At 70.0% G+C, this 13,222-nt stretch carries 9 protein-coding genes; 6 read left to right on the top strand and 3 right to left on the bottom strand.

What is annotated here, in order from left to right; all coding sequences use genetic code 11:
* Positions 1-154: 154 nt before the first annotated feature.
* The 5 genes from rpsA (at position 155) to FB557_RS10755 (ending at position 6,662) form a co-directional block, all read left to right on the top strand.
* Positions 155-1,654, top strand: a complete 1,500-nt coding sequence (gene rpsA, locus FB557_RS10735) for a 30S ribosomal protein S1 (RefSeq protein WP_144857583.1) — start codon at positions 155-157, stop codon at positions 1,652-1,654.
* Positions 1,655-1,759: 105 nt separating this feature from the next.
* On the top strand, positions 1,760-2,956 hold the full coding sequence (coaE, locus tag FB557_RS10740; protein ID WP_144857584.1) for a dephospho-CoA kinase: 1,197 nt from the start codon (positions 1,760-1,762) through the stop codon (positions 2,954-2,956).
* The gene (locus tag FB557_RS10745) at positions 2,956-3,306 is read left to right on the top strand and encodes a hypothetical protein (RefSeq protein ID WP_144857585.1); all 351 of its coding nucleotides are present in this window, start codon (positions 2,956-2,958) and stop codon (positions 3,304-3,306) included. The genes coaE and FB557_RS10745 overlap by 1 nt, the downstream gene beginning before the upstream one ends.
* Before the next feature lie 31 nt (positions 3,307-3,337).
* Positions 3,338-5,431: an excinuclease ABC subunit UvrB gene (gene uvrB / locus FB557_RS10750; RefSeq protein ID WP_144857586.1), complete on the top strand. Its 2,094-nt coding sequence runs from the start codon at positions 3,338-3,340 to the stop codon at positions 5,429-5,431.
* 241 nt (positions 5,432-5,672) lie between these two features.
* Positions 5,673-6,662 carry a TerC family protein gene (locus FB557_RS10755; RefSeq protein ID WP_144857688.1) on the top strand — a complete coding sequence of 330 codons (990 nt, stop codon included), beginning with the start codon at positions 5,673-5,675 and terminating at the stop codon, positions 6,660-6,662.
* 4 nt (positions 6,663-6,666) lie between these two features.
* Here FB557_RS10755 and FB557_RS10760 read toward each other — a convergent pair whose 3' ends face one another.
* The 3 genes from FB557_RS10760 to FB557_RS10770 are packed head-to-tail and all read right to left on the bottom strand — an operon-like array spanning position 6,667 to position 10,006.
* Positions 6,667-7,548, bottom strand: coding sequence for an EamA family transporter (locus FB557_RS10760; RefSeq protein WP_144857587.1), 882 nt, complete (start codon positions 7,546-7,548; stop codon positions 6,667-6,669).
* Positions 7,542-8,219, bottom strand: a complete 678-nt coding sequence (locus FB557_RS10765; protein ID WP_144857588.1) for an MBL fold metallo-hydrolase — start codon at positions 8,217-8,219, stop codon at positions 7,542-7,544. Before FB557_RS10765 ends, FB557_RS10760 begins: the two co-directional genes overlap by 7 nt.
* Positions 8,216-10,006, bottom strand: a complete 1,791-nt coding sequence (locus tag FB557_RS10770; RefSeq protein ID WP_144857589.1) for a glycoside hydrolase family 15 protein — start codon at positions 10,004-10,006, stop codon at positions 8,216-8,218. The genes FB557_RS10765 and FB557_RS10770 overlap by 4 nt, the downstream gene beginning before the upstream one ends.
* Before the next feature lie 58 nt (positions 10,007-10,064).
* Between FB557_RS10770 and uvrA the strand changes: the two genes are divergently transcribed.
* Positions 10,065-13,217, top strand: a complete 3,153-nt coding sequence (uvrA, locus tag FB557_RS10775) for an excinuclease ABC subunit UvrA (RefSeq protein WP_144857590.1) — start codon at positions 10,065-10,067, stop codon at positions 13,215-13,217.
* Positions 13,218-13,222: the final 5 nt, after the last annotated feature.

The following is a 13,222-nucleotide window of genomic DNA, read 5'->3' on the forward strand; positions in this document are numbered from 1 at the left end:
GCTCATCGTGCCAAGGGCCCCCCGTTGGTGTTGCCGGAGCATGGTCGCTAGGATTGCTGGGCGACCGCTGTGCGCGCCTCTGTGGCATGCACCGACGGTCCACCAGCATTAACTGTCCACATCGATTACCTGTCCGCATCGGAGCTCCTACTACATGACTGCCACCACGGTCTCTCAGACCGCCCCCGAGATCGCCGTCAACGACATCGGCTCTCAGGAAGAACTTCTCGCCGCGATCGACTCCACGATCAAGGACTTCAACGACGGCGACATCGTCGAGGGTCACATCGTCAAGGTGGACCGCGACGAGGTCCTCCTCGACATCGGCTACAAGACCGAGGGCGTCATCCCCTCGCGCGAGCTGAGCATCAAGCACGACGTCGACCCCGGCGAGGTTGTCGCCGTCGGCGACCCGGTCGAGGCCCTTGTCCTGCAGAAGGAGGACAAGGAAGGGCGGCTGATCCTCTCCAAGAAGCGTGCGCAGTACGAGCGCGCCTGGGGCACCATCGAGCAGATCAAGGAAGAGGACGGCGTCGTCACCGGCACCGTCATCGAGGTCGTCAAGGGCGGCCTCATCCTCGACATCGGCCTGCGCGGCTTCCTGCCCGCCTCCCTCGTCGAGATGCGCCGCGTGCGCGACCTCCAGCCGTACGTCGGCAAGGAGATCGAGGCCAAGATCATCGAGCTGGACAAGAACCGCAACAACGTCGTCCTGTCCCGCCGCGCCTGGCTCGAGCAGACCCAGTCCGAGGTCCGCACCACCTTCCTCAAGGAGCTGCAGAAGGGCCAGGTCCGCTCCGGCGTCGTCTCCTCGATCGTCAACTTCGGCGCCTTCGTCGACCTCGGTGGCGTCGACGGCCTCGTCCACGTCTCCGAGCTGTCCTGGAAGCACATCGACCACCCCGGTGAGGTCGTCGAGGTCGGCGACGAGGTCACCGTCGAGGTGCTCGACGTCGACATGGACCGTGAGCGCGTCTCGCTCTCGCTCAAGGCCACGCAGGAGGACCCGTGGCAGCACTTCGCCCGGACCCACGCGATCGGCCAGGTCGTCCCGGGCAAGGTCACCAAGCTCGTCCCCTTCGGTGCGTTCGTGCGCGTCGAGGACGGCATCGAGGGCCTGGTGCACATCTCCGAGCTCGCCGAGCGTCACGTCGAGCTGCCTGAGCAGGTCGTCACCGTCGGCACCGAGATCTTCGTCAAGGTCATCGACATCGACCTCGAGCGTCGCCGCATCTCGCTCAGCCTCAAGCAGGCCAACGAGGACGGCGCGAGCATGACCGAGTTCGACCCGACGATGTACGGCATGGCCGCCGAGTACGACGAGCAGGGCAACTACAAGTACCCGGAGGGCTTCGACCCCGAGACCAACGAGTGGCTCGAGGGCTTCGAGGCCCAGCGCGAGGCATGGGAGAAGCAGTACGCCGACGCCCACGCGCGCTGGGAGGCCCACCGCGCCCAGATCGAGAAGTCCGCGGCCGACGACGCCGCCGCGGCCGAGGCGGGGGAGTCCACCAGCTCCTACTCCTCGGACAGCTCCTCGAGCTCGTCCAGCAGCACCAGCAGTGCCCCGGCGCCGGCTGCTCCGGCCTCCGAGGGCACCCTCGCCTCGGACGAGGCGCTGGCCGCCCTGCGGGAGAAGCTGACCGGCGGCTGACCTCAGGTCGCCCCAGGCGAAGGGGGCCACGCACCGAGTCGGTGCGTGGCCCCCTTCGGCGTCGGTGGGCGCACGGTGTCGGTGAGACTGCATAGAGTTGCCGGCATGCTGCATCTGGGACTGACCGGCGGCATCGGGTCCGGCAAGTCGACCGTCGCGCGCCGCCTCGCCGAGCTCGGCGCCGTCGTCGTCGACGCGGACCAGGTGGCCCGCGAGGTCGTGGCGAAGGGGGAACCCGCCCTCGCGCAGATCGCGGAGCGCTTCGGCGACCACCTGCTCACGGAAGAGGGTGAGCTCGACCGGCCGGCGCTGGGCCGGGTCGTCTTCGGTGACCCCGCTGCGCTGCGCGACCTCGAGGCGATCACCCACCCCGCGATCTGGGAGCGGACCGCCCGGCTGCGGGAGCAGGCGCGCGCCGAGGGGGCACGGGTCCTCGTCCACGACATGCCGCTGCTGCTCGAGAAGGACATGGGCGCGCAGTACCACCTCGTCCTCGTCGTCGACACCAGCGAGGAGACCCGGGTGCGCCGGCTGGTGGAGCATCGCGGCATCCCCGAGGAGGACGCCCGGGCACGCATGCGCTCCCAGGTGAGCGACGCGCAGCGTCGCGCGGCCGCTGATGTGCTCCTCGGCAACGAGGGCACGCCGGAGGATCTGGCGGCCCAGGTGGACCGGCTCTGGGCCGAGCGGCTCACCCCCTTCGCCGACAACCTCGTGGCCGGCCGCGCCGCCGATCGCCCGAGCGTGGTCCAGCTGGCCGATCCGGACCCGATCTGGCCCGGCCAGGCCGATCGCCTGATCGCCCGGATCCGGCACGCCCTGGGCGACCGGTTGGTCTCCGCGCACCACGTGGGCTCCACCGCGGTACCCGGGCTGGTCGCCAAGGACGTCATCGACATCCAGCTCGGCGTGGCCCACCTCGAGGACGCCGACGACCCCGCCTTCGTCGAGGCGCTCACCGCCGCCGGCTACCCCCGCCGCCTCGAGATCGACCACGACGTGAGCAAGGACGACACCCCCTGGCCCAAGCGCTACCACCTCACGAGCGACCCCGGGCGGATGACCCACGTCCACGTCCGCGAGGTCGGGTCGCCGGGGTGGCAGTGGACGCTCCTCGTCCGCGACTGGCTGCGGGCCGACCCGGAGGCGCGGGCGGACTACGCGGCGATGAAACGGGAGATCGTCGCGGCCGACGGTGTCTGGGCGAGGTATCCCGAGGCCAAGGAGCCGTGGTTCGCCGTGGCCGACTCCCGCGCGCAGGAGTGGGCGCGCCGCACCCGCTGGCAGCCGGGGGAGGACTGATGCCCTCCTACCGCGTCGCGATCGACGTCCACGAGACCCGACCCGGCGTCGCCCCGGCCACCCTGCTCCCGACCGCGGAGCGGCTCCTGGCCGCCACCCACCGGGTCGAGGACCGCTCGGTCGAGCTCGTATCGATGCAGCCGCAGATCCATCTGCGCTTCCTCGTCGAGCCGAGCAGCGACGCCGAGGAGGACGCCGAGGCCGAAGGGGTGGTCACCCGCCTCGTCGCCGCGCTGGGAGAGCACGCGATCCTCGGCGGATGGACCCTGCGCCGCGGTCCGGGCGGGCACTGGCGCTCGATCCGGGAGGGCGTTGCGCCCGGGGCGCCGGAGTTCCCGGTGGAGTTCTGAGGTTGTCGGTGGCGGCGTCTAGGTTGGTCTCATGCGTCCGGTGACCGATCTGCAGCGCACGGTGGCTCCCTTCGACGTCGTCTCGGAGTTCGAGCCGGCGGGGGACCAGCCGGCGGCCATCGCCGAGCTCGCCCGGCGGGTCAACGCCGGTGAGCAGGACGTCGTCCTCCTCGGGGCGACGGGCACCGGCAAGTCCGCCACGACCGCCTGGCTGATCGAGCAGATCCAGCGCCCGACCCTGGTCATGGCGCCCAACAAGACCCTCGCCGCCCAGCTGGCCAACGAGTTCCGCGAGCTCCTGCCGCACAACGCGGTGGAGTACTTCGTCAGCTACTACGACTACTACCAGCCCGAGGCCTACGTGCCGCAGTCGGACACCTACATCGAGAAGGACAGCTCGATCAACGACGAGGTCGAGCGGCTGCGGCACTCCGCGACCAACAGCCTGCTCACCCGGCGTGACGTCGTCGTCGTCGCGTCGGTGTCGTGCATCTACGGCCTGGGTACCCCGCAGGAGTACGTCGATCGGATGGTCTCGCTGCGGGTCGGCGAGGAGATCGACCGGGACACCCTGCTGCGTCGCTTCGTCACGATGCAGTACACCCGCAACGACCTCGCCTTCACGCGAGGGACCTTCCGGGTGCGCGGCGACACCATCGAGATCATCCCGGTCTACGAGGAGCACGCCATCCGGATCGAGATGTTCGGCGACGAGATCGAGCGCATCTACACCCTGCACCCGGTGACAGGGGAGGTGGTCCGCGAGGAGCAGGAGATGTACGTCTTCCCGGCGACGCACTACGTCGCCGGACCGGAGCGGATGGAACGGGCGATCACCGGGATCGAGCACGAGCTGGCCGAGCAGCTGAAGACCTTCGAGAGCCAGGGCAAGCTGCTCGAGGCGCAGCGGCTGCGGATGCGCACGACCTACGACATCGAGATGATGCGCCAGGTCGGCAGCTGCTCGGGGATCGAGAACTACTCCATGCACATCGACGGCCGCGAGCCGGGGTCGGCGCCGAACTGCCTGCTCGACTACTTCCCCGAGGACTTCGTCCTCGTCATCGACGAGTCGCACGTGACCGTGCCCCAGATCGGCGCGATGTACGAGGGCGACATGTCCCGCAAGCGCACCCTGGTCGACCACGGCTTCCGGCTGCCCTCGGCGATGGACAACCGGCCGCTCACCTGGGAGGAGTTCCTCGAGCGGATCGGTCAGACCGTCTACCTCAGCGCCACCCCTGGGGACTACGAGCGGGCCAAGAGCGACGGGGTGGTCGAGCAGATCATCCGCCCGACCGGCTTGGTCGACCCCGAGGTCGTGCTCAAGCCGACGAAGGGGCAGATCGACGACCTGCTCCACGAGATCACCGTCCGGTCCGAGCGCAACGAGCGGGTCCTCGTCACCACCCTGACCAAGAAGATGGCCGAGGACCTCACCGACTACCTCCTGGACAAGGGCGTCCGGGTGCGCTACCTGCACTCCGACATCGACACCCTGCGCCGGGTCGAGCTGCTGCGTGAGCTGCGGCTGGGCGAGTTCGACGTGCTCGTCGGCATCAACCTGCTGCGTGAGGGCCTGGACCTGCCCGAGGTCTCGCTCGTGAGCATCCTCGACGCCGACAAGGAAGGGTTCCTGCGCAGCTCGAGATCGTTGATCCAGACGATCGGGCGCGCCGCGCGCAACGTCTCGGGCCAGGTGCACATGTACGCCGACAACATCACCGACTCGATGCAGCACGCGATCGACGAAACGCACCGGCGCCGGGAGAAGCAGATCGCCTACAACCGCGAGCACGGGGTCGATCCCCAGCCGCTGCGCAAGAAGATCGCTGACATCACCGACCTGCTGGCCCGCGAGGACGCCGACACCGACGCGCTCATCGGCTCCGGGCGCGCACAGTCCCGGGGCAAGGGCGGAGCGCGCCCGGCGCTGGCCGACGAGGGGCGCCGCGAGCGCGGTCAGGACATGGCGGCAGGCGAGCTCGCCGACCTCATCCAGGAGCTGACGACCCAGATGCACCAGGCGGCGACCGACCTGCACTTCGAGTTGGCGGCCCGGCTGCGCGACGAGGTCGGCGACCTGAAGAAGGAGCTGCGCCAGATGACGGAGGCGACGCGCTGAGGGGCCAGCGGTCGTCGCAGGCGGGCTTGTCTGCGAGAATCCTCCGGAGCGGAGGGGAGTATCCCTACGCGGCGCCCTCGTCAGCACGGCGACCTCTCCGAGTGGAGCGGGAGCCCGGGGGCCCGGCCCCAGGGTGGGAGAGACCTCCGGACGTGACCAGCTGCTGTCCGGAAGGCAACCTGTGACCTCGACGATCGCCACCCTCCCGAGCATCTCGCCCGCGCTCATCAGCGGCGGCGAGATGGACATCCCCACGTGGGTATGGCTCCTCACGCTCGCCGTCGCCGCCGCGGTGCTGACCTTCGACGTCTGGTGGGTGGCACGCAACCCGCACGTGCCGTCGACCCGCGAGGTCTCGGTCGTGCTGGGCATCTACGTCTCGGCTGCGGTCGTCTTCGGCTTCGGCTTGTGGGCCCTGCAGGGTGGTGAGCGTGGGACGGAGTTCTTCGCCGGCTGGTTGACCGAGTACTCGCTCTCGATCGACAACCTCTTCGTCTTCCTGCTCATCATGGCGAAGTTCAACGTGCCTCAGAAGTACCAGCAGACCGCGCTGCTGTGGGGCATCATCATCGCGATCGTCCTGCGGACGATCTTCATCTTCGTCGGCGCCGCGGCGATCAACAACTTCTCCTGGGTCTTCTACATCTTCGCCGCGATCCTCCTCTGGGCCGCGATCACCCAGGTCCGGGAGCAGGGAGGAGACGACACCGCCGGGGACGAGGACAACCGGATCGTCCAGTGGGTCCAGAAGACCTTCCCGAGCACGACCGAGTGGTCGACCAAGCTCTTCGTGAAGGAGAACGCCAAGCGTCTCGTCACCCCGATGTTCATCGTCGTCGTGGCCCTCGGCCTGACCGACCTGCTCTTCGCTGTTGACTCGATCCCGGCGATCTACGGCCTCACCCGGGAGCCCTACATCGTGCTCACCGCGAACCTCTTCGCCCTCATGGGGCTGCGCCAGCTCTACTTCCTCATCGGCGGCCTGCTCAAGAAGCTGGTCTACCTCCACCTCGGCCTGGCCGTGCTGCTCGGATTCATCGCCCTCAAGCTCTTCCTGCACGCCCTGCACGAGAACGAGCTGCCCTTCATCAACGGCGGCGAGCACGTCCCGGTGCCGGAGATCCCAATCGCGGTCTCGCTGGGCGGCATCGTCCTCATCCTCGGCGTGACGGCGGCGGCCAGCCTGTGGAAGACCCGGAACGACGGGCCGCAGGACGCCGAGTCGAGCTGACCCCTTATCCGCCGGTCTCGGTCAGGTCCGACGGCGACTCCTGGCGCGGTCTCGGGCTGCCGAGGACGATCACGCTCGCGAGGACGACCATCGCCATGCCGGCGAGCTGGGCGCCGCCGAGGACCTGTCCGAGGACCACGAGCCCGGCCAGGGCGGCGACGGCCGGCTCGAGGCTGAGCAGGATCCCGAAGACCGTCGCGCTCAGCCGTCGCAGGGCGAGCAGCTCGAGCGAGTAGGGCACCACCGAGCTGAGCAGGGCCAGGCCGAGCCCCTTGAGTACGTGGTCGAGCCCGATCGCCTCGACGTTCAGCGCGCCCGCGGGCAGCACGACCGCGGTCGCCACGACCATCGCGAGGGTGAGACCGTCCAGCCGCTCGAACGCGGCCCCCGTGCGTGCCGAGAAGACGATGTAGGCAGCCCAGAACGCACCGGCGAGCAGTGCCAGGGCGATACCTCGCCAGCTCAGCTCATGCAGCGGCACGTGGGTCACCTCGGAGACGAGGACCACGCCCACCGCCGCTGCACCGACCGCGGCGATGTCGCGCGGCCGGCGCGAACCAGAGGCCGCGAGGAGCAACGGGCCGATGAACTCGAAGGTGACGGCCACCCCGATCGGCAGGTACGCCAGCGACGAGTAGAAGGCCCAGTTCATCCCGCCGAGGGCGAGGCCGAAGAGGACGACGGTGCGCCAGGCCTGGGCGCTGTGACCCGAGAGCCTCGGCCGGGCGACGGCCAGCATGATCCCGGCAGCGAAGAGCAGCCGCAGCAGGACCGCCGCCGCCGCACCGATCTGAGGGACGAGGGTCGCGGCCAGGGCGCCCCCGAACTGGACCGAGATCACCCCTCCGAGGACGAGGAGGGGTGCCGGGACCCGCGTGCTCACCAACCGCGCTCGCGCCAGGAGTCGAGCTCCGGGCGCTCCGCCGCCAGGGTGGAGTCGTCCCCGTGACCGGGGTAGAACCAGGTGCGGTCATCGTAGACCTCGAAGATCCGCTCGACGACGTCCTGGTAGAGGGTCTCGAAGTCCTGGTAGTCGTAGCGGTCGGTCGCTCCGACCCCGCCGGGGAAGAGGGTGTCACCGGTGAAAAGGTGCGTCGACCCGTCGGCTGCTGCGTAAGCCAGCACTACCGATCCCGGGGTGTGCCCGCGGACGACGGAGACCTCGAGCTCGACCTCGCCGCAGCGGATCCGATCACCCTGCTCGAGCGGGACGTCCGGTGCCACGGGCAGGTGGTCGGCGTCGTCCGCACCGGCGTAGGTCCTCGCACCGGTCTCCTCGGCGACCTCGGCCAGCGCGCGCACGTGGTCCCAGTGCCGGTGCGTGGTCACGAGGTGAGCCAGGCGCTGCCCGCCGAGCGCGACCAGCTCGAGGCAGCGTGGTGCGTCGTCCGCCGCGTCGATCAGCAGCTGCTCACCGGTGCTCCGACAGGTCAGGAGGTAGACGTTGTTGCTCATCTCGCTCACCGCCATCTTGCGGATGGTGAGGTGCTCCAGCTCTCGGACCTGGGCCGCGCCTCCCGGGGTGACCGCTCCGGTGTACTCCGTCTCCTCGATCATGGACCGACCGTACCCGCGGTGGCCTCGGCGAGGTCGTGCGCGGCCCCGATGAGGGTGAGGTGGGAGAACGCCTGCGGGAAGTTCCCGACCTGGCGCCCGGCGACCGGGTCGTACTCCTCGGCGACGAGGCCGACATCGTTGAGCACGGCGAGGAGACGATCCATGAGCTCGCGCGCCCGCTCGACCTCCCCGGTGACCGCGAGGGCGCTCACCAGCCACCACGAGCACGCGAGGAAGGGGTGCTCGTCGCCGGCCAGCCCGTCCACACCGGTCTCGGTGCGGTAGCGCAGCAAGAAGCCCTCGCGCATGAGGTCGTGCTCGACCGCGGCGATGGTGGACCGGACCCGGGGGTCGTCTGGCGGCAGAAACCCCACGAGGGGGAGGAGGAGCAGGGACGCGTCGACCTCGTCGGTGTCGTAGTGCTGGGTGAAGCTCTGCTTCTCCTCGTCCCAGCCCCGCTCGCACACCTCGGCGTGCACCCGGTCGCGCAGCTCCCGCCAGGTCCGCACGTCCCCTTCGTAGCCGTAGGTCTCGGCCGCGCGCACCGCGCGGTCGAAGGCGACCCAGACCATCACCCGGCTGTGGGTGAAGTGGTGTGTCGGCCCGCGGATCTCCCACAGCCCGTTGTCGGGCTCGTCCCAGTGCTCGACCAGGCTGTCGACGAGCGCCCGCTGCACCGCCCAGGACTGCGCGGACTCGGCGAGGCCGAGCGCGCGGGCGTCCTCGAGAGCGATCATCACCTCTCCGAGGACGTCTGTCTGCCGCTGGTCGACCGCGGCGTTGCCCACCCGGACCGGACGGCTGTCCGCGTAGCCGGGCAGGTGGTCCAGCTCGCGCTCGGGCAGCTCCCGACCGCCGTCCACCGCATACATGATCTGCAGGTCCTCCGGGTCGCCCGCGACCGCGCGGACCAGCCAGTCGCGCCATCGGCCGGCGGACTCGACGAACCCGGACCGCAGGAGCGACTCCAGGGTCAGCGAGGCGTCCCGCAGCCAGCAGTACCGGTAGTCCCAGTTGCGCTCGCCCCCGATGTCCTCGGGCAACGAGGTCGTGGGCGCGGCGACGATGCCCCCACGACGGGTGTCGGTCAGCAGCCGGAGCACGAGAAGGGAGCGCACCACGGCGGCGCGGTACGGGCCGTCGTAGGTGCACTGGCTCGCCCAGGCGCTCGAGCGCTCGACCGTGCTCTCGATCCGCTCGTCGACCGCAAGCGGCTCCGGCACCGGCTCCCACGACGGGCACCACGTGAGGGTGAGGTCGAGCACGTCTCCCTCGGTGACGGTGAAGCGGCCGCGGTGGTGGCGCCCGTCCGGGTCCGGGAGGTGCCCGCCGCGCAGGACGAGCATGTCCGGCCCGGCGACGGCCGTGAGCAGCGTCTCGCCGTGCTCCTCCCGCCGGGAGACCCATGGGACCACCCGGCCGTAGCCCAGGCGGACCACCCACTCCTGGGTCATCTCGACCCGCCCGCTCACCCCTTCGACCCGGCGGATGATGTCGGCCCGGCCGTCGGCGAGGGGCATGAGATCGGTCACCCTCACCGTCCCGCTCGCGGTCTCGTGCGTCGTCTCCAGGACGAAGGAGTCGCCCCGGTACGCTCGCGTCGTCGTGGCCGGAGCCGACGGGGTGAGCAGCCAGCGGCCGTGCTCCGGGGTCCCCAGCAGGGCGGTGAAGCAGGAGGCGGAGTCGAAGCGGGGCAGGCAGAGCCAGTCGATCGAGCCGTCCCGGCTCACGAGCGCCCCGGTCTCGGTGTCGCCGATGATCGCGTAGTCCTCGATGGGCGTGCTCATCTGGTCACCCTAGACACGGTTGCGATGGCTGTCGGGGGTGCGACCTACAGTTGACCGTGTGACTTCTCCGCGACGCGCCGGCTCGCGCGCCCACGACCAGATCGTCGTCCAGGGCGCCCGTGAGCACAACCTCAAGAACGTCGACGTCGAGCTGCCCCGGGACAGCCTCGTCGTCTTCACCGGCCTGTCCGGGTCGGGCAAGTCCTCGCTGGCCTTCGACACGATCTTCGCCGAGGGGCAACGGCGCTACGTCGAGTCCCTCTCGGCCTACGCGCGGATGTTCCTCGGCCAGATGGACAAGCCCGACGTCGACTTCATCGAGGGGCTGTCCCCGGCGGTCTCGATCGACCAGAAGTCGACCAACCGTAACCCTCGCTCGACGGTCGGCACCATCACCGAGGTCAACGACTACCTGCGGCTGCTCTTCGCCCGGGTGGGGCGGCCGCACTGCCCGGTGTGCGGGGAGCCCGTCGGCCGACAGACCCCGCAGCAGATCGTCGACCGGCTGCTCGACCTGCCCGACCGGACCCGCTTCCAGGTGCTCGCGCCGGTGGTCCGGGGGCAGAAGGGGGAGTTCGTCGACCTCTTCGCCGAGCTGCAGACGGCCGGCTACAGCCGCGCCCGGGTCGACGGAGAGGTCATCCAGCTCAGCGATCCACCGAAGCTGACCAAGCAGGTGAAGCACACGATCGAGGTGGTGGTCGACCGGCTCGTGGCGAAGGGGGGCGACCGCACCGCCAAGCAGCGCCTCACCGACTCGGTGGAGACGGCGCTCGGCCTGGCGTCGGGGATCGTCGTCATCGACTTCGTCGACGTGACCGACGAAGGGGGTGAGGTGCTGGACTCCCGCGGGGAGCCGCTGCCCTCGCAGCGCCGCTTCTCCGAGAAGATGGCCTGCCCCAACGAGCACGAGATCGCGCTCGACGAGCTCGAGCCGCGGACCTTCTCCTTCAACGCGCCCTACGGGGCCTGCCCGGCCTGCACCGGCATCGGGGTCGAGCTCGAGGTGGACGCCGACCTCGTCGTGCCCGACGAGGACCTCACCCTCCGTGAGGGCGCCATCCAGCCCTGGGCGTCGGGCACCCAGTCGGCCCAGTACTTCCAGCGGACGATGAGCGCCCTCGGCGACGACCTGGGCTTTGACATGGACACCCCGTGGCGCGCGCTGCCCGAGCGGGCCCGGACCGCGCTGCTGCACGGACGCAACCACAAGGTGCACGTCCGCTACCGCAACCGCTTCGGCCGCGAGCGTGCCTACTCGACCGGCTTCGAGGGGGTGGTGAGCTTCATCAAGCGCCGGCACGCCGAGACCGACTCGGAGTGGAGCCGGGACAAGTACGAGGGCTACATGCGCGAGGTGGCCTGCCCGACGTGCGGCGGTACCCGGCTCAAGCCGGAGGTCCTCGCCGTCACGGTGTCGGGGAAGAACATCGCCGAGGTCTCCGAGCTGTCCATCGCCGACGCCAAGGAGTACATCGACACCGTCGAGCTCACCGACCGGGAGCGCCACATCGCGGCCCTCGTGGTCAAGGAGATCGAGGCGCGGCTGAAGTTCCTCCTCGACGTGGGGCTGGACTACCTCACCCTCTCGCGGGCGGCCGGCACGCTCTCGGGCGGCGAGGCCCAGCGGATCCGCCTGGCGACGCAGATCGGCGCGGGGCTCGTGGGCGTGCTCTACGTCCTCGACGAGCCAAGCATCGGCCTGCACCAGCGCGACAACGCCCGCCTCATCGAGACCCTGACTCGGCTGCGCGACCTCGGCAACACCCTCATCGTCGTCGAGCACGACGAGGACACGATCCACGCCGCGGACTGGATCGTCGACATCGGCCCGGGAGCAGGGGAGCACGGGGGAGCGGTCGTCTACTCCGGCCCGGTCGACCGGCTCGCCAGCACCCGCGAGTCGGTGACCGGACGCTACCTGTCCGGGGAGCTGGAGATCCCGATGCCGCCGGTTCGCCGGCCCCGTGAGACCGGCCGCGAGCTGGTCGTCCAGGGAGCCCGGGAGAACAACCTCGCCGGCATCGACGTCACCTTCCCGCTCGGGCAGCTCGTCGCGGTCACCGGGGTCTCGGGGTCGGGCAAGTCGACCCTGGTCAACGACATCCTCTACAACGTCCTGGCCAACCGGCTCAACCGTGCCCGGCACGTGCCGGGACGGCACAAGACGGTGACCGGGCTGGAGCACCTCGACAAGGTGGTCCACGTCGACCAGAGCCCGATCGGACGGACCCCCAGGAGCAACCCGGCGACCTACACGGGCGTCTTCGACAAGGTGCGCGCCCTCTTCGCCGACACCACCGAGGCCAAGGTGCGCGGCTACCAGGCGGGACGCTTCTCCTTCAACGTCAAGGGCGGCCGTTGCGAGGCCTGCTCCGGTGACGGGACCCTGAAGATCGAGATGAACTTCCTCCCGGACGTCTACGTGCCGTGCGAGGTGTGCCACGGCGCGAGGTACAACCGCGAGACGCTCGAGGTGACCTTCAAGGACAAGTCGATCGCCGAGGTCCTCGACATGCCGATCGAGGAGGCCGAGGACTTCTTCGCGGCGGTCCCCTCGATCACCCGCTACATGAAGACGCTCAACTCGGTCGGCCTGGGCTACGTCAAGCTCGGGCAGCCCGCGACGACCCTGTCCGGCGGCGAGGCCCAGCGGGTCAAGCTCTCCGCCGAGCTGCAGAAGCGCTCCAACGGGCGCACCGTCTACGTCCTGGACGAGCCCACCACCGGCCTGCACTTCGAGGACATCCGCAAGCTGCTCCACGTGCTGCAGGGCCTGGTGGACAAGGGCAACACCGTGATCGTCATCGAGCACAACCTCGACGTCATCAAGAGCGCCGACTGGGTCATCGACATGGGCCCCGAGGGCGGCTCCGGCGGTGGCCGGGTCGTCGCGGAAGGGACGCCCGAGGAGGTCGTCGACCGGCACGAGCAGACCGGGTCGCACACCGGCCGGTTCCTCGCGCCGGTCCTCGCCCGCCATCCCCGGGTCGAGGTGGGCTCGCCGCAGGACACCCTCGCCGATCACATCACCGAGCACAGCGAGGCCGGCAGGAGAGCGGCGAAGGCGACCCCGCGGTCGGGGAAGGCGTCGGCGACGAAGGGGGCAGCGAAGGGCGCGGCGAAGCGGCAACCGAAGAAGGCGACGAGCAAGGCCGCGCCGTCGGCGAAGGCCAAGGCCGCCGCTCGCCGGGCCAAGCGCGCGGGCTGAGCGGG

It is taken from the genome of Marihabitans asiaticum (assembly GCF_007828725.1).
Taxonomy (GTDB): Bacteria; Actinomycetota; Actinomycetes; order Actinomycetales; family Dermatophilaceae; genus Marihabitans; species Marihabitans asiaticum.

Bases quoted from the DNA above. Each gene is read 5' to 3' on its own strand.
- FB557_RS10755 (WP_144857688.1), top strand. From the start codon at position 5,673: ATGGACATCCCCACGTGGGTATGGCTCCTCACGCTCGCCGTCGCCGCC.
- coaE (WP_144857584.1), top strand. From the start codon at position 1,760: ATGCTGCATCTGGGACTGACCGGCGGCATCGGGTCCGGCAAGTCGACC.
- rpsA (WP_144857583.1), top strand. From the start codon at position 155: ATGACTGCCACCACGGTCTCTCAGACCGCCCCCGAGATCGCCGTCAAC.
- FB557_RS10770 (WP_144857589.1), bottom strand. From the start codon at position 10,006: ATGAGCACGCCCATCGAGGACTACGCGATCATCGGCGACACCGAGACC.
- FB557_RS10745 (WP_144857585.1), top strand. From the start codon at position 2,956: ATGCCCTCCTACCGCGTCGCGATCGACGTCCACGAGACCCGACCCGGC.
- FB557_RS10765 (WP_144857588.1), bottom strand. From the start codon at position 8,219: ATGATCGAGGAGACGGAGTACACCGGAGCGGTCACCCCGGGAGGCGCG.
- uvrB (WP_144857586.1), top strand. From the start codon at position 3,338: ATGCGTCCGGTGACCGATCTGCAGCGCACGGTGGCTCCCTTCGACGTC.